The 16,037-nt window shown below is 70.8% G+C and carries 14 protein-coding genes; 11 read left to right on the top strand and 3 right to left on the bottom strand.

All coding sequences use genetic code 11. From position 1 onward, the window contains the following. Window positions 1-25 precede the first annotated feature (25 nt). From ABZ893_RS14945 to tatA, 8 genes are all read left to right on the top strand, one after another. On the top strand, window positions 26-799 hold the full coding sequence (locus tag ABZ893_RS14945; protein WP_361402390.1) for an SDR family oxidoreductase: 774 nt from the start codon (window positions 26-28) through the stop codon (window positions 797-799). Window positions 800-811: 12 nt separating this feature from the next. After that, window positions 812-3,139: a helix-turn-helix domain-containing protein gene (locus ABZ893_RS14940; protein ID WP_361402487.1), complete on the top strand. Its 2,328-nt coding sequence runs from the start codon at window positions 812-814 to the stop codon at window positions 3,137-3,139. Window positions 3,140-3,281: 142 nt separating this feature from the next. Beyond that, window positions 3,282-3,980: an alpha/beta hydrolase gene (locus ABZ893_RS14935; protein WP_361402387.1), complete on the top strand. Its 699-nt coding sequence runs from the start codon at window positions 3,282-3,284 to the stop codon at window positions 3,978-3,980. A 71-nt stretch (window positions 3,981-4,051) separates the two neighbouring features. Next, complete coding sequence (locus tag ABZ893_RS14930; RefSeq protein WP_361402384.1) at window positions 4,052-4,891, top strand: alpha/beta hydrolase; 840 nt, start codon at window positions 4,052-4,054, stop codon at window positions 4,889-4,891. Window positions 4,892-5,112: 221 nt separating this feature from the next. After that, window positions 5,113-6,483, top strand: a complete 1,371-nt coding sequence (locus tag ABZ893_RS14925; protein ID WP_361402381.1) for an alkaline phosphatase — start codon at window positions 5,113-5,115, stop codon at window positions 6,481-6,483. Between the two features lie 195 nt (window positions 6,484-6,678). Continuing rightward, window positions 6,679-8,400 carry an LCP family protein gene (locus ABZ893_RS14920; RefSeq protein WP_361402379.1) on the top strand — a complete coding sequence of 574 codons (1,722 nt, stop codon included), beginning with the start codon at window positions 6,679-6,681 and terminating at the stop codon, window positions 8,398-8,400. A gap of 153 nt (window positions 8,401-8,553) precedes the next feature. Continuing rightward, window positions 8,554-8,817 carry a hypothetical protein gene (locus ABZ893_RS14915; protein WP_361402376.1) on the top strand — a complete coding sequence of 88 codons (264 nt, stop codon included), beginning with the start codon at window positions 8,554-8,556 and terminating at the stop codon, window positions 8,815-8,817. Between the two features lie 191 nt (window positions 8,818-9,008). Further along, on the top strand, window positions 9,009-9,293 hold the full coding sequence (tatA, locus tag ABZ893_RS14910; protein WP_361402373.1) for a Sec-independent protein translocase subunit TatA: 285 nt from the start codon (window positions 9,009-9,011) through the stop codon (window positions 9,291-9,293). Between the two features lie 25 nt (window positions 9,294-9,318). Here tatA and ABZ893_RS14905 read toward each other — a convergent pair whose 3' ends face one another. The 3 genes from ABZ893_RS14905 to ABZ893_RS14895 all read right to left on the bottom strand — a co-directional run bounded on the left by ABZ893_RS14905 (window position 9,319) and on the right by ABZ893_RS14895 (window position 11,791). Then, entirely contained in the window at window positions 9,319-9,744 is a 426-nt protein-coding gene (locus ABZ893_RS14905) for a sec-independent translocase (RefSeq protein WP_361402371.1), read from the bottom strand. A 108-nt stretch (window positions 9,745-9,852) separates the two neighbouring features. Beyond that, on the bottom strand, window positions 9,853-11,034 hold the full coding sequence (locus tag ABZ893_RS14900; protein ID WP_361402368.1) for a TerD family protein: 1,182 nt from the start codon (window positions 11,032-11,034) through the stop codon (window positions 9,853-9,855). A gap of 181 nt (window positions 11,035-11,215) precedes the next feature. Beyond that, the gene (locus tag ABZ893_RS14895) at window positions 11,216-11,791 is read right to left on the bottom strand and encodes a TerD family protein (RefSeq protein WP_361402365.1); all 576 of its coding nucleotides are present in this window, start codon (window positions 11,789-11,791) and stop codon (window positions 11,216-11,218) included. Between the two features lie 245 nt (window positions 11,792-12,036). Here ABZ893_RS14895 and ABZ893_RS14890 point away from each other — a divergent pair, with 245 nt between their 5' ends. From ABZ893_RS14890 to ABZ893_RS14880, 3 genes are all read left to right on the top strand, one after another. Then, window positions 12,037-12,399, top strand: a complete 363-nt coding sequence (locus ABZ893_RS14890; protein WP_361402362.1) for a metalloregulator ArsR/SmtB family transcription factor — start codon at window positions 12,037-12,039, stop codon at window positions 12,397-12,399. 19 nt (window positions 12,400-12,418) lie between these two features. After that, a complete protein-coding gene (gene mgtA, locus ABZ893_RS14885; protein ID WP_361402484.1) occupies window positions 12,419-14,935 on the top strand; it encodes a magnesium-translocating P-type ATPase in 2,517 nt (838 codons plus the stop codon). A gap of 64 nt (window positions 14,936-14,999) precedes the next feature. Then, on the top strand, window positions 15,000-15,914 hold the full coding sequence (locus ABZ893_RS14880; protein ID WP_361402359.1) for an ion transporter: 915 nt from the start codon (window positions 15,000-15,002) through the stop codon (window positions 15,912-15,914). The last annotated feature ends 123 nt before the right edge of the window (window positions 15,915-16,037 follow it).

The following is a 16,037-nucleotide window of genomic DNA, read 5'->3' as shown; positions in this document are numbered from 1 at the left end:
CGACCCACGCCCCTGGAGGGACGACATGACGGACCTGACCGGCAAGACCGCACTGGTGACCGGCGCCTCGCGCGGGATAGGCCGGGCCATCGCCCTGCGGCTGGCAGCCGCGGGAGCACTCGTGGCGGTGCACTACGGCAGCAACGACAGCGCGGCCGCCGACACCGTGCAGCTGATCGAGAAGGAAGGCGGCCAAGCGTTCCCGGTGCGGGCCGAGTTGGGGGTGCCCGGCGACATCGACACACTGTTCGCCGCCCTGGCCGCCGGCCTGGAGGCGAGGACCGGCCGGGCACGGCTGGACATCGTGGTCAACAACGCCGCCATCAACACCGGCGGAACCGTCGAGGCCATCACACCGGAAGCGTTCGACCGGCTCGTGGCGATCAACACCAAGGCGCCGCTCTTCATCATCCAGCGATCCCTGCCGCTGCTCAACGACAACGGCCGGATCATCAACGTGACCACCGCCGCGACCAGGATCGCGATGCCCGAGGCGCCGTACGCGATGACCAAAGCGCCCGTCGAAGTGCTCAGCCGCTCCCTCGCCCAGTCCTTGGGCGGACGGGGCATCACGGTCAACGCCGTGGCACCGGGGCCGACGGTCACCGACATGAATCCGTGGATGCTCGGCAACCCCGACGTCCAGAAGATGGTCGGTACCGGCAACGCGATTCCTCGCGTCGGTCAGCCGGACGACATCGCCGACGTGGTGGCCTTCCTCGCCTCCGAAGCCGGCCGCTGGGTGACCGGCCAGGTCATCGACACCTCCGGCGGCTGCTTCCTCGGCCCACGCATCTGACTCCAGCGGCGAATTCGACGTGGCCTCAGTACGCTTGCCTCCGTACGAACGGTTCACGTCACTGTTCCGCCCCGCGCGAGGTGTCCCATCGCTGATGACCCGAGTCTCGCGGAGCTGCTGCGCCGCCATCGGCAGACAGCCCGCCTGACGCTCGAACAACTCGCGGAAGCATCCGGAGTGAGTGTCCGCACGCTGTCGGACATGGAGCGGGGGCGGAGCAGGGGACCCCAGCACCGGACGGTCGTCGCGGTGGCGGACGCACTCTCATTGCCGGGGGAGAGCCGAGAGCGGCTCGTCGAGCTGGCGCGGGACGGCCGTCTGCGTGACCACTGGACCCGCCCGGCCGGCCTGTGCGAACTTCCGCGCTCGGTCGCGGACTTCACGGGCCGGCCGGCGGAGCTCGTATGGATGGACGAGCTGGTCCGCGCCGGGGTCTCGCCCGGTGGCGCGGTGGTGGGGCTGGTCACCGGCTCGGCGGGGTCGGGGAAGACCACCTTCGTCATCCGCGCCGCTCACGCGCTGCGGCCCGGATTTCCCGACGGGGTGCTCTTCCTCGATCTCTTCGGCATGTCGGCGCAGCCCCGGCCGGTCGAGGACGCACTGGGGCTCCTGCTCGGTGCGCTCGGCGTCGCCGAACGTCAGCTGCCGACCGGCGCCGAGGCACGGGCTTCCCTGTACCGGTCGTTGCTGCGCGACCGGCAGGTCCTCGTGGTCCTCGACGACGCCGCGTCCGAGGAGCAGATCCGCCCGCTGCTCGCGGCGGACGGCCCGAGCCGGGTGCTGGTCACCAGCCGACGCCTGCTGGCCGGCCTGGAGGGCGTACGCCGTCTGGTCCTCGGTCCGCTGCAGTTGCCGGAGGCCATGGATCTGCTGACCGGCATCGTGGGCGAGCGTTCCGACACGGACGGGCCTGAGGCCCTGTCCCGGCTCGCGCAGCTGTGCGGCGGGTTGCCGCTGGCGCTGCGCATCATCGGCAACAGGCTTCTCAGCCGCCCCGGTTGGAGCGTCACTGAACTCGCCGCCCGGCTGTCGGACGAAGAAGGGCGCCTGGAGCACTTCAAGGCCGGCGACCTGAAGATCGCCAACGCGTTCGGGATGTCGTACGAGCAGCTCGGAGTCGTCGCGCGGCGGGTGTTCCGCCGGCTGTCCGTGGTGCCGGGTCAGGACTTCGGCGCCGAGGTCGCGGCCGTGGTCGGCGGCGTGGAACGCACGGCAGCCTGGAACGCGCTGGACGAGCTGGTCGATCTCGGCCTGCTGCACGACGGCGCCGCGGGCCGCTACAGCTTTCACGACCTCGTACGTCTCTTCGCCCGCGACCGGTTGCAGCGGGAGGAGACGGCAGCCGACCGCAAGGCGCTGACCGTCGAGGTGAGGTCCTGGCTGCTGCGGATGGCGACGATGGCAGGGCGGTGGTTCGAGCCCGGTTACGGCCGCCCCGACGGGCCCGATGCCGATCTGGTGGTGCTGTCAGGTCTGGAGGAGGCCGACCTGTGGCTGCGGGCGAACCTGGACAACTGGCTCGGCGCCCTGCGGCAGGCCCAGGAAGCCGGTGAATACGCCGCCGTGCTGGACTGCGCCGAGGCCATGCACTGGTTCTCCGACCAATGGGTGCACGCGCCGCACTGGCGGGAAGTCTTCACACTGGGCGCCCGAGCCGCCGGAGCCCTGGGCGATCCGCTGAACCAGGCGACCCAGCTGAACTATCAGGCCTGGGTGCACGCCATCCCGCTGGACGACCCGGAGGGTGCGCTGCGCTGTGCGGCGGAGGCGCTGGACCTGGCCACCCGCGCCGACGCCACGGCACAGATCGCCTGGTCGCACAGCTATATCGCGATCGCCCGGCGCAAGCTCAAGCACTACGAGGCGGCCGTCAGTTCCGCGTCCCGGGCGGTGAAGCTGTTCGGGTCCCTCGGCGACACCGACGCGTACTTCTCGAGCGTCAGCAATCTCGGTTACTGCCTGCGCGACGCCGGGCGTCATGCCGAGGCGGCGGAAAGATTCCGTGAGGCGCTCGCCCTGGTCAGCGACGAGCGTTCGGGCATCACGCCGAGCATCGCGGCGCACCTGCGACCCCACTACCTCGCGGACCTCGGCCGGTGCCTGGCCCAACTCGGCCACCGCTCCGAAGCGATCACCAAGCTCACCGAGGCCACCGACCTCATGGAGCCGTACGACGCGGACTACCACCAAGGCGGCGCCCTGGAAGCCCTCGCGGCCCTGCTGGCCGAGGACGGCCGCACGCAGGAAAGCCGACGTGCCTACGCCCGTGCGGCGGCGGTGTTCGAGGCGAGCGGCGAGTCGGAGGCGTACCGCCGCTGCCGCGACCTCGCCGCCCTCTGAGAACCACGGGCCGACGGTGCGCGCCGGTACGGACAGGCAGCAACTTCTGCGTGCTGTTCTGCATGGTCCGGCACCTGCCGCGGGAGTTGACTGAGCGCCACCGGACAGGCGCCGGACCTGTCCCTCTCCGACAGGAGCGACCATGGCGACCATCAGGAACATCGTGCTCGTCCACGGCGGATTCGTGGACGGCTCGGGCTGGCAAGGTGTCTACGAGCAACTGGCCGCGGACGACTACCAGGTGCACGTCGTGCAGAACCCCACGCTGTCGCTGGCCGGTGACGTCGCCGCCACCCACCAGATCCTCGACCGCCTCGACGGACCGGCCGTGCTGGTCGGCCACTCCTACGGCGGCGCAGTCATCACCGAGGCCGGCAACCACCCCAACGTCGCCGCACTCGTTTACATCACCGCCTTCGCCCCGGACAAGGGAGAGTCGGTCAGCACTCTGATCGCCGACCCGCCGCCCGGCGCACCGGTGCCGCCGATCCTGCCCCCGCAGGGCGGGTTCCTGTTCCTGGACCGCACCAGGTTCGCCGACTCGTTCGCCGCCGACCTGCCCGCCTCCGAGGCCGCGTTCCTGGCCGACTCCCAAGTCCCCTGGGGCATGGCGGCACTTGAAGGCGCCGTCTCCGAACCGGCCTGGCGGGCCAAGCCCGCCTGGTACCTGGTCGCCACCGATGACCGCATGATCCCGCCGCCCGCCCAGCGCGCCATGGCCGAGCGCACGGGCGCCATCGTCTCCGAGACCCCCGGAAGCCACGCGGTCTACGTCTCCCGCCCCGCATCCGTGGCCGCGGTCATCACCCAGGCCGCCGAGGGCCGCAACGGCAACGCGTAGCAACTCCCGCGCCGCCCGGGCGGGCACCCCGCCCCGGCGCACCTCCACCCACTTCGCCGAGGGAGACCCACATGTCCGCACACCGCACGTTCACCCGCCGCAGAGTCATCGCCACCGGAGCGGCCGCCGCGGCATCGGCCGCGATACTCACCCCGAGCAGCGCCGCCGCCGCGGTCACCGGCGACAACACGCCGGGCGCCAAGCCGACCATCGTGCTGGTCCACGGCGGCTACGCCGACTCGTCCTGCTGGAACGGAGTCATTCAGGAGCTGCAGAGCGAGGGTTACACCACGATCGCCGGGTCGAACCCGCTGCGAGGCATCCCCACCGACGCCCCGTACATCGCGAGTCTGCTCGACTCCATCAGCGGGCCCATCGTGCTGGTCGCACACTCCATGGGCGGAACCGTCATCACGAATGCCGCCGCCGGAAAGAGCAACGTCAAGGCGCTGGTCTACATCGCGGCGTTCGTGCCCGACGTGGGCGAGACCCAGGGGGAGCTCATCAACAAGTTCCCGGGCAGCGAGGTCCTGCCCGTGAGCGTGCCGGTCCCGTACACGAAGCCCGACGGCACCACCGGAACCGACCTGTACCTGAGCAAGGACGGCCAGGCCGCCTTCGCCGCCGACGTGTCGACCGCTGCGTTCCGACTCCTCCAGGCCACCCAGCGGCCCTTCGACGCGGACTCCTTCACTTATCCGACCCGGGCCGCCGCGTGGCGGACGATCCCGTCGTACGGGCTGGTCGCCGGCCAGGACAAGGCGATCCCGCCCGCGGCCGAACGCTGGATGTACCGCCGAGCGAACTTCCGCAAGGTCGTCGAAGTACCGACCTCGTCCCACGTCGCGATGATCAGCCACCCGAAAACCACGGCAAGGCTCATCCAGGACGCCGCCAGAGCCACCGGCTGACCAACACCGCTCCGGCCCGCACGCGCGGGCCGGAGCCCGAACGCGCGTCTGGTGATGCCGGAGACAGGCGTCCGCAGCGCCTGGCCTGCGCTGCGACGCGAACCGCGTACATCCAGGTCTCCCACGCGTCGTCGGGGCGATGGGCCGATGTCCGCTCCGGTTCACCAACGGCTGGTGGGCTGTGGAGGCCAAGACCCGGAAACGAGCCAGGAGTTCATGACATGCCCAGAGCCCGCCTGCCCCGCCGCCACCTCGTCGCCGCCGTGTCGGTGGCGACCGCCACCGCGGCCGTCGTCGCGGTCACCGCGTCGGCCGGCGCGGTCAGCACGCAGGACCAGGCCCGCAGCGCCGTCCAGGGCGGGAAGGCGAAGAACGTCATCCTGCTCATCGGTGACGGCATGGGTGACTCGGAGATCACCCTGGCCCGCGACTACACGGTGGGTGCGGGCGGCCGTCTGGACATGGACAGGTTCCCCATGACCGGCGCCTACACCACGTACGCCGTGCACAAGGACGGCACTCCGGAGTACGTGACCGACTCCGCGGCCAGCGGCTCCGGCTGGGCGACCGGCGTCAAGACCGTCAACGGGCGCATCTCCAAGACGCCGGACACCGACAAGGCCGTCCCCACCATCCTGGAGCTCGCGCAGAAGGGCGGCTTCGCCACCGGAAGCGTCACCACCGCCGAACTCACCGACGCCACCCCGGCCGTCCTCGCCTCGCACGCCACCGACCGCTCCTGCCAGGGCCCCGCCGACATGGCGAGCTGCCCCACCGACACCATCGCCCAGGGCGGCCCCGGATCCATCGCCGAGCAGAGCGTCGACCACCGGGTCGACGTGCTCCTCGGCGGTGGCAAGCAGCGCTTCGACCAGAAGGTCACCGACGGCAAGTACAAGGGGCAGACCGTCACCGAGCAGGCGCAGAAGCTGGGTTACCAGGTCGTCACGGACGACGCGTCGCTGAAGGCGGCCAAGGGCGACAAGCCGCTGCTCGGCCTGTTCGCCCCCGGCAACGTACCGACCGAGTGGACCGGCAAGGCCGCCGCGGTCGGCGGCACCGCCCCGCAGCGCTGCGTCACCTCCAACCCCGACCGCCCGGCCGCCACGCCGAACCTGGCCGACCAGACGGCCAAGGCCATCCAGCTCCTGGAGGACAGGCAACAGGCCAGGCACGCGAACAAGGGCTTCTTCCTCCAGGTCGAGGGCGCCTCCATCGACAAGCGGGACCACGCCGCCGACCCGTGCGGCCAGATCGGCGAGACCGCCGCGTTCGACCGCGCCGTCAAGGTCGCCCGCGCCTATGCGGCCAAGCACCCGGACACCCTGGTGGTCACCACCGCCGACCACGGCCACACCAGCCAGATCGTGCCGGTCGAGGCCACGCCGCCCGGCCTGTCCTCGACGCTCGTCACGGACGAGGGCCAGCCGCTGAAGGTCAACTACTCGACCAACACCCCGGGCCAGTCCCAGGAGCACACGGGCACCGAGGTCCGTATCGCGGCCCAGGGCCCGCAGGCGTACCGCGTCCTCGGCGTCACCGACCAGACCGACCTGTTCACCACGCTGCGCGAAGCGCTCGGCGTGCGCTGATCCGCGACCGACTCACCTGCCTGCGGCACACGGCTTGGTCAAGCGTGTGCCGCACGTGCTTTTCCGTACGGGGTGCGGGACCAACCCGGCAGCTTGCTAGATTGCGTAACTACGCAATAATACTGACCGGCACCCCGCCGCGCACGCTTCGTACGCCCGGACGCCGGTCACCGACGGACCATCGTGGAGTACGAAATGAGCGGCCTGCGAGACGGATCCGTCGACGAGACGAAACGTGGGGGTACGAGGGCCCGGGTGCCGGGCCAGCGCACCGGCGGGCGCGGCAAGCAGGCAGGTCCGCGGAGCGGGCATCGTGCGTCCGGCGGTGGCCGCTCGCGGCGGCGCGCCCCGAAGAAGGGGGCGAAGGCCGGACGCCGGAGGCGGGGCCTGCGCATCGCGTTGATCTGCCTGTCCGTCCTGCTCGTGGCGACGGCGGGCGCCGGCTGGTGGTTCTACCAGCACCTCAACGGCAACATCCGCAGCGTCGCACTGACCGACGGGGCCGGAGGCAAGGAGAAGCCGGACGCCTTCGGCCGGACGCCGATCAACATCCTCGTCATGGGCTCTGACGGGCGGACCAGCAAGGCCGACTGCAAGCTGGGCGGCGGCTGCGCCAAAACCGGCGTGCAGTCCGTGGGCAACGCGGACGTGGAGCTGGTCGTGCACGTATCGGCCGACCGTTCCAACGCCACGATGATGAGCATCCCCCGCGACACCGAGACGGACATCCCGGCCTGCACCGACCCCAAGACCGGCGCCTCCACCCCCGGCTACCGCGGCATGATCAACAGCGCACTGGGCCACGGCCCCGCCTGTCAGGTGGCCGCCGTCCACCAGCTCACCGGCATCCCGATCGACCACTTCGTGCAGCTCGACTTCTCCGGCGTGGTCAAGATGTCCGACGCGGTGGGCGGTGTCGACGTCTGCGTCAGCTCCAATGTCTACGACACGTACTCGCACCTGAAGCTGTCCAAGGGCAGCCACACCCTCAAGGGCGTCGCGGCCCTCGAGTTCGTCCGCTCCCGGCACGGCTTCGGCGACGGCAGCGACCTGGGCCGCACCTACGCCCAGCACATCTTCCTGTCCTCGATGCTGCGCAAGTTCAAGAGCGCGGGCACCCTGACCGACCCCACGGCGGTGTACGGGCTGGCCGACGCCGCCACCAAAGCCCTCACCGTGGACACCGGTCTCGGCAGCGTGAAGCAGCTCGTGGGCCTGGCCGCCGACATGAACAAGGTGCCGACCGACCGGACCACCTTCACCACCATGCAGACGGTCCCGGCGCCGGACGACGCCAACCGGCTCGTCCCGGCCGAGGCCGCGAAGGCGCTGTTCGCCACCATCGCCGATGACCAGTCCCTGACGACGCACGGCGGCGGTGACAAGTCGAAAGCCCCAACCGCCTCCGCATCGGCCACGCCCTCGGCCACTCCCTCCTCCGTGCCGGCCTCCGAGATCGCCGTGACGGTGGCCAACGGCACTGCCACCTCCGGTCGCGCCGCCGCCGTCGCCTCCGCGCTCACCGCCGATGGGTTCGCCCCGGGTACGAAGGCCGCCGGCAACGCCCCGCACACGACGTCGACCACGCTCACCTACGGCTCCGGACAGAAGGCCGAGGCGCTGACCGTCGCCCGCGCCCTGCGCCTGCCCGCCTCGCACCTCAAGCAGAGCGGCACCGGTCTGACCCTGGTGATCGGCACGGACTGGCCCAGCGGCACCGCGTACCCCGAGAGCAGCGAGCGGCCCGTCCCCGCGGACACCGCCCAGGCCGCCGCCGGATCCCACGCCCGCACCGCGGACAACTCCGGGAGCTGCTCCAAGGTCAGCCAGTACAAGACCGTCGAGATCAACGGAGTACCCATGACGCCGGCTCAGGCGTACGCCGCCGCGACCGGCCAACCCGACTCCGATGCGTAGGGCTCCGCTGAAGCTCGAGCCCTGGACCCTTCAAACGGCCCTTCAGATCAAACGGCCCTTCAGACGGCCCTTCGAATACCCTTCAAGCACCTAGATGCTTGCGCAATAATTGAAACAATTCTGTCCGTGTGGTGGAAAGGCCGAGGGATGCCCGTGTCGAACGCCTTAATGCCCAGCCCGCAGGATCCGCGATCGGGTGACTGGGCCCCTGCCGAGGTCGAAGTGCGCTCCGCGTACCGCCGCGTTCTGATCAACGCCGCCGGGGAGACCTGGCCGCTTCGTGGCACCGTCCTCGGCTGGTGGACCCGGTCGGACGGGCTCGAGATGTGCCGTCTTCGCACATTCGGCTCGAACGCGTCCGAGTGGGTGGTCTTCGATCCCGACCGGATCGTGTTGCTCGTGGAGAGCGGCACGTGAGCGGTGCGTGAGCGGCGCCCGTGACGTGCATGAGCTTGTCGCCGATCGTTCATGCCGGGGGAGCGACTCGCCCCACCCCCGGGCTATACAGTTGCGCAAGGTAGCAATCATGGACGCTGCCCTGACGCAGGCGTGATGAGCACCCTGCGGGCGTCCTGAACGGCCGGGAAACCGAGATAGGAGTGGGCCAAGTGCTTCGCAATGGACTGGAACCGTGGCACCTGCTGATCGTCGCCATCGTGATCATTCTGCTGTTCGGCTCGAAGAAGCTGCCGGACATGGCCCGCTCGCTCGGCAAGTCCATGCGCATCCTCAAGAGCGAGACCAGGGCCATGAAGAGCGACGGAGCGCCGGAAGCGGACGTGCCGTCCGCGGATGACGCCTCCGCGCAGCCGACGGCGCAGCGTGTCATTCAGACCGCCCCGGGCGACAGCGACACGGCGCGCCCGGTCACGCAGACCAAGGTCGCGGACTGACCGCTTCGCGCCACCGCTCCCGAGCTCACGTGGCGTCGGGGTCGTAGCGCAGAGGTGAGCGGGGGTCGGTTCCCTCGGTGACCTCCTCGGACGGTGTGGTGTCCGAGGAGGTCGTCGTGCCGTCCGCCATCGCGCGAGCGGCGTCGGCCGTCGCGGCCAGTTCCGGCCTCAGGTCGAGGGCGCCCCGGATCTCCTGGATGCCGAGCGGGTCGGAGTCCAGCACGTGCTTGCGCACAAAGGTCTTGGGGTGCAGATCCTCGAACTCGAAGTCCTGGAACTCCGGCCCGAGTTCGGAGCGGATCTCCTCCTTGGTGTTCTCCGAGAACTGCCGCACCTTACGCACGAACGCCGCGACGTCCTGGATGAGCTTGGGCAGCTTGTCCGGGCCGAACAGCAGGACGGCGAGCATCGCCAGAGTGATGAGTTCCATGGGACCGACATCCGAGAACACGCGGCGCTCCCTTCGCTGGAGAGGCGGGGGCCGAACGGCGGCCTCTCTCACGCCCGAGTCTCATTTTAGCGCTTGCGCAACTATGCAGAGTGTCGGAGTGGGCGCCGACTACTCGAAGTCGATGTCGTCGCCCTCGTAGTAGTTGTTGACGACCACGTCGGGCTCGTCGTCGCTCAGCGCCTCGTTCAGCAGCGCTCCGCCGACGAGTCCCGCCGCACCCGCGCCGATCAGGGCCCCGGTGCCGAACCGGCGACCGCCCTGCTCGTGGTGACCGTCCCCGAAGTGCTGCTGCTGGTAGCCCTGCTGGGGATAGCCGGCCTGCGGGTACCCGGCCTGCGGGTATCCGGCCTGCGGCTGCGGGTATCCGGTCTGGGGCTGTGCGTAGCCCGCCTGCGGCTGCGTGTAGTACGGCGGCGGAGTCGTCTGCACGCGCTGCGCGCAGGCGGGGCACGCCTGGATCTGGCGCGGTACGCCCCACTGCGGGGACCACATGGCCGCGGCCACGCCCGGTCCGTGCTGGGGATCGAAGAAGCACGTCATGGAAGAACTCCCTGAGGGTGAGGGGGGCGGTGTGGCGGGAAGCGGCGGTACCGGTGCGTCGGCAACCGTCGGCGACGGTGCGAAGGCCCCGTGCGGGGCGGGTGCCCCGGGAAGGTGCTGCGGCGCCGAAGGTTGCTGCGGGGCTGGGGCCGGGGGCTGGTGCGGGGCCGCCGCGGCCTTCTCCCGCAGTACGTCCACGCCGTAGTCGGAGGCGATGCCGGCGAGTCCGGACGCGTAACCCTGGCCGACCGCACGGAACTTCCACGCGCTGCCGTGCCGGTACAGCTCGCCGAAGACGAGTGCCGTCTCCGAGGTGACGCTTCCGGGTGTCAGGTCGTACCGCGTCAGTTCGGCGCCGCCGTCCCGGTCCAGAACGCGGATGTGCGGCCGTCCGACCTGGCCGAAGTTGTGACCCCGGGCCGCGGCCTCGTAGAGGGAGACCGGGAAGACGATCTTTGTGATGTCGGCCGGGACCCGGTCCAGGTCCACCTCGACGCGCTCCCGGCCCGCCGCCGAGCCGGGGGACTGGCTGCCGAGGTGGCGCACCGACCCGTCAGGGCTGGTCAGATTGTTGAAGAACACGAAATGCTGCTCGGAGGGGACCTTGCCGCCCTGGTCGCACAGCAGCGCGCCGGCGTCGAGGTCGAGGGCGGAACCGCCGTCCCACCCCAGCTCCACCGTCACACCGGTGAGACCGGGACTCAGCCCCGTCAGCGATACGTTGCCACCCTTCAACAAGGGCACGCTCATGAACTCCTCCGAGAGACAAGCGACTTGACGCGACCTGCAGTGATGCCGCTGAGACGCGACATTGCCACAGATTACTACTTGCGCAATTGGCGGAGTGTTTACGTGCCTTGTTCGTCGATGGCATGTCCCACGGCGGCCCGGGTGTCGGACTCCTGTGCAGGGCTCGTCAGTTGACGGACTATCAGACATTCACTCCGAAGTCGGAGGCGATACCGCGCAGTCCCGAGGCGTACCCCTGGCCCACGGCCCGGAACTTCCACTCGGCGCCGTGCCGGTACAGCTCGCCGAACACCATGGCGGTCTCCGTCGAGGCGTCCTCGGAGAGGTCGTAACGGGCGATCTCCTGGTTGTTCGCCTGGTTCACGACACGGATGAACGCGTTCTGGACCTGGCCGAAGCTCTGGCCCCGGGATTCCGCTTCATGGATGGAGACGGGAAAGACGATCTTGTCGATCTCGGCGGGCACGGCCGCGAGGTTCACCTTGACGCTCTCGTCGTCGCCCTCGCCCTCGCCGGTGAGGTTGTCGCCGGTGTGCTCGACCGAGCCGTCCGGGCTGGTCAGGTTGTTGTAGAAGACGAAGTGCCGGTCCGAGAGCACCTTGCCGGACGTGTTGCACAGCAGGGCCGACGCGTCCAGGTCGTAGTCCGCTCCCGTGGTCGTCCGCACGTCCCAGCCGAGGCCCACCAGGACCGCGCTCAGGCCCGGCGCCTCCTTGCTGAGCGAGACATTGCCACCCTTGGACAGAGAAACACCCACGTCATTCCTCCCGCTTCCGCACCGGGCCACGGTGACCCGAATCAAACGCCCAACCGGCGCCGAATCAACGCCGTTCACCAGGTACAACGGCCCTGGAAGGCTCGCGGTTCCCTTGCTTGCGCAACAAATAAACAGTGCGCCCCTGCGGGGAGGGGGTTCGGGATCTGCCCGGCCCTAGAATTGGGCGGCAACTGGGATGTGGCCGGGCGGCCGTGGAGGCCGCCCGTCCGGGAAGGGAGCGGGCCGTGACGGCACGGATCGGGGCAGCCGAGAGGCGCGAGGACCCCTCGGGCGAGGTACTCGCCCGGGCGGCCGAGGCGTTCGGCCTGCTCGCCGCTCCCGCACGGCTGCACATCGTGTGGATCCTCGCGCAGGGCGAGAGCGACGTGACCCATCTCGCCGAACAGGTGGGCGGCACCCTGCCCGGCGTCAGCCAGCACCTGTCGAAGCTCAAGCTCGCGGGCCTGGTGCGCGCCCGCCGTGAGGGCCGGCGGCACGTGTACTACGTCGACGACCCGGGAGTGGTGGCCGTCGTACAGCTCATGATCGGGCAGCTCGCCGAGCGTGCGGCCCAGCCGGTGCGCCGTATGCGCGGGGCCGGTGCCTGAGCATCTCGCGGCGCGGCCGGTGGCGGCCGGGCCGGCGGTAGGTGAGCGGACGTCGTTCCAGCAGCTCCGGGCGCTCGACGCGACCCCGCGCGGCCTGACCGAGGAGGAAGCCGCCGTCCGGCTCGGCGAGTACGGGGCGAATGTCCTTCCCGTACACCGGCCGACGCCGTGGCCGGTCCGGCTGGTGGGCAGTCTGCGTGATCCGTTCACGGCGGTGCTGCTGGTGCTCGGCCTTGTGTCCGCGCTCGTCGCGTCGTGGGGGACGGCGGGGGTGATCCTGACCCTCGTGGCGGTCAGTTGTGCGCTCCGTTCGCACGGCGAGCACCGCGCGGAGAACGCCATGACGCGGCTGCGGGACATGGTCGCCGGCACCGCGACCGTGCAGCGCCGCGCTTCGGCCGACGCCGAACCCGGCGCGCGAGAGGTCCCCGTCGACGAGCTGGTACCCGGCGACGTGGTCCGGCTCGGCCCGGGTGACCTGGTCCCCGCCGACGTACGACTGCTGCGCGCACACGGGCTGTGCGTGGACCAGTCGGCATTGACCGGCGAGTCCGCACCGGTCGCCAAGGCCGCGAGTGACGGCACGCCCGAGCCGGGTGGCGAGTTCGCCCGGGAGGAGCTGTGTTTCCAGGGCAGCAGTGTCGTGACCGGCAGCGCGGTCGGCCTGGTCGTCGCCACCGGGGCCGACACGCGCTTCGCCGCCGCCCAGCCGCCCGCGGGCCCACGGACACCGACCGCGTTCGACCGTTCGGTGCACGGGATCTCCTGGGTGCTGATCCGGTTCATGCTGCTCACCCCTCCGCTGGTCCTGATGGCGAACGCGGCGCTGCGCGGGCGCGGCCTGGAGACGCTCCCCTTCGCCGTCGCGGTGGCCGTCGGCCTGACCCCGGAGATGCTCCCGGTCGTCGTCACCACCTGCCTGGCCCGGGGAGCGGCACTGCTCGCCCGCGCACACGGGGTGATCGTCCGCAGGCTGCCGGCGCTGCACGACCTGGGCGCCGTGGACGTGCTGTGCATGGACAAGACGGGGACGCTCACCCAGGACCGGCCGGTCGCCCGCGAGGCCGTGGACGCCCACGGCCGTGCGGCGCCCGAGGTGCTGGAGTGGGCGACGGCCAACGCGTGGTGGACGCTCCAGCTCGCCGAACTCCCGGCCCCCGACCCCCTCGACGAAGCGCTCCTGGAGGCGGGCGACCTGGGCGAGGCGATGGCGTACGACCCGGTGGCGGCGCTGCCGTTCGATCCCGTACGCCGTCTGGCCACCGCCGTCGTCCGCACCCCGGGCGCGCTCGGCAGCCACACCCTGGTCGTCAAGGGCGCCGCGGAGAGCGTGCTGGAACGGTGCGTGATGGACGGCGAGGAGCGGTCCCGGCTGCTCGCCGACGCAGCCGCGCGCGCCTCCGACGGAGTGCGACTGCTCGCCGTCGCCACCGCAGACCGCCCCGCACGGAATCGGGCCTACACCCCGGCCGACGAACGCGGGCTGACGTTCCAGGGCTTCGTCACCTTCCACGACCACCTCACTCCCAGTGCCGCCGACGCCCTCACCCGCTTCGCCGACCACGGCGTCACCGTCAAGATCCTCACCGGCGACCACCCCGCCACCGCCGCCCGCACGTGCCGCGACCTTGGCCTCGAAGTGAACGGGGTGACCGACGCGGGCGACATCGACGCCCTCGACGACTCCGAGCTGACGCAGCTCGCCGCCCGCACCACGGTGTTCGCCCGCTGCACCCCCGCCCACAAGGCCCGCATCGTCGACGCGCTGAGCGCCGGCGGACACACCATCGGGTTCCTCGGCGACGGCATCAACGACCTGCCCGCCCTGCGCGCCGCCGACGTCGGCGTCTGCCCGGCCACCGGCGTCGACGTGGCCCGCGAGAGCGCCGACGTGGTGCTGGCCGAGAAGGACCTCGCCGACCTCGACCACGCGATTGTCGCGGGCCGCCACAGCAGCGGCAACATCGCCTCCTACCTGCGCATCACGCTCTCCTCGAACCTCGGCAACGTGATCGCCATGCTGGCCGCAGGCCTGCTCCTGCCGTTCCTGCCCATGCTCCCCGCCCAGGTCCTCGTGCAGAACCTCTGCTTCGACGCGGCCCAGCTCGCCTGCGCCTACGACCGCCCCGCACCCGGCACCCTGCGCCGCCCGACCGCGCTGCGCCCCGTACCGTTCCTGCGCTTCCTCACCGGATTCGGCCTGCTCGGCGCACTGGCCGACGTCACCACCTTCGCCGCCCTCTTCCACTTCGCCTCGGCCGGGCAGAACGAAAGCGCCTTCCACTCGGGCTGGTTCACCGAGAACCTGCTGACCCAGGCCCTGGTCATGCTGCTCCTGCGCACCGGCCTGCACCCCACGCCACGCCCCGTGCGCATCGCCTCCGCCGCCCTCGCCGCCGTCGGCGTCCTGCTCCCGCTCACCCCCTTGGGCGCGGTACTCGGCCTGAGCCTGCTGCCGCCTCTGTACTACGCGGCGCTCGCCGTGATCCTGACGCTGTACGCCGCCGCGCTCGCCGTGTTCAGCCGACGCCGCTGACGGTCACGCCGGGCGCCGCGGCCCGGCACTGGCCTCCCGCAGAGGCCAGTAAGATCCAACTCCCGTGAGCAGCAACACGATTCGTTCAACAGACCCGACGCGGCGGGCAGCCCTCGCGGCCCGCTGCCGGGCCGTCACCGAGGCGCGCTGGTTCGCCGTCACCGTCTTCGCGCTGATCCTGGCCAACGCCGCCGTCCTCGGCGTCGAGACGTACAGCGGCGCCATCGACCGGTTCGACGACGAGCTGAAGCTGGTGGAACACGCCTTCCTGGCCCTGTTCACCGTGGAGATCCTGCTCCGCGCCGCCGCCCACGCCGACCAGCCGCGCGGCTTCTGGCGTGACCCGTGGAACCTGTTCGACCTGGCCGTCGTCGCCTGCGCGTTCCTGCCCGTCGTCCGCGAGAACGCCACCGTCCTGCGACTCCTGCGCCTGGCCCGCGTGCTGCGAGCCGCCCGCTTCCTGCCTCAGCTGCGCATCGTGCTCGTCGCGGTGGGCCGCAGCCTCCCCGGCACCGTGAGCTTCCTCATCGTGGGCAGCCTGCTGCTGTACGTGTACGCGATGGTGGGCTGGGTCTTCTTCGGCACCGCCGACCCCGAACACTTCGGCTCCATCGGCCGCGCGATCCTCACCCTCTTCCTGCTCATCACGCTCGACGGCCTCGGCGACGTGGTCCGCGCCGGTCTGGAGATCTCCCGCTGGAGCATCCTCTACTACGCCTCCTACGTCCTCATCGCCTCGTTCGTGCTGGTCAACGTCCTCATCGGCGTGGTCCTCACCTCACTCGAAGAGGCCCGCGCCATGGAAGAAGCCGCCGCAGGGCCGGCGCCCGCGTCCGCTGCCCCCGCGACCGAGGAGGAGGTCCGGGCGCACATCGCCGCGGCACGCAGCGCCCTCGACCAGCTGGAGAACAGCCTCGATCGCTTTCCGGCACAGCGCTCAAACCTTCCGGCGGAGGAGAGCGAGGCCGTCCTGCGGTAGCGGGGCTGTCCTGGAGTAGCGCGGGGCTGGTCCGATGGTCCAGCCGTGACTGAGGAGGACGCGGCGCTTCTGGGCCGTTGGCCCAGTGAAACCGGACGCTGTTGAACCGGTGGCCGGTCGAAT

The organism is Streptomyces sp. NPDC046821 (assembly GCF_040645335.1).
In the GTDB taxonomy this organism is placed as follows: Bacteria; Actinomycetota; Actinomycetes; order Streptomycetales; family Streptomycetaceae; genus Streptomyces.
Note: the sequence above shows the minus strand (reverse complement) of the source record. Positions and strands in the feature narration are given on the sequence as shown.

What these genes read in the sequence shown, in the direction of transcription:
- ABZ893_RS14945 (WP_361402390.1), top strand. Translation starts at nt 26, where the DNA reads ATGACGGACCTGACCGGCAAGACCGCACTGGTGACCGGCGCCTCGCGC.
- ABZ893_RS14935 (WP_361402387.1), top strand. Translation starts at nt 3,282, where the DNA reads ATGGCGACCATCAGGAACATCGTGCTCGTCCACGGCGGATTCGTGGAC.
- ABZ893_RS14930 (WP_361402384.1), top strand. Translation starts at nt 4,052, where the DNA reads ATGTCCGCACACCGCACGTTCACCCGCCGCAGAGTCATCGCCACCGGA.
- ABZ893_RS14925 (WP_361402381.1), top strand. Translation starts at nt 5,113, where the DNA reads ATGCCCAGAGCCCGCCTGCCCCGCCGCCACCTCGTCGCCGCCGTGTCG.
- ABZ893_RS14920 (WP_361402379.1), top strand. Translation starts at nt 6,679, where the DNA reads ATGAGCGGCCTGCGAGACGGATCCGTCGACGAGACGAAACGTGGGGGT.
- ABZ893_RS14900 (WP_361402368.1), bottom strand. Translation starts at nt 11,034, where the DNA reads ATGAGCGTGCCCTTGTTGAAGGGTGGCAACGTATCGCTGACGGGGCTG.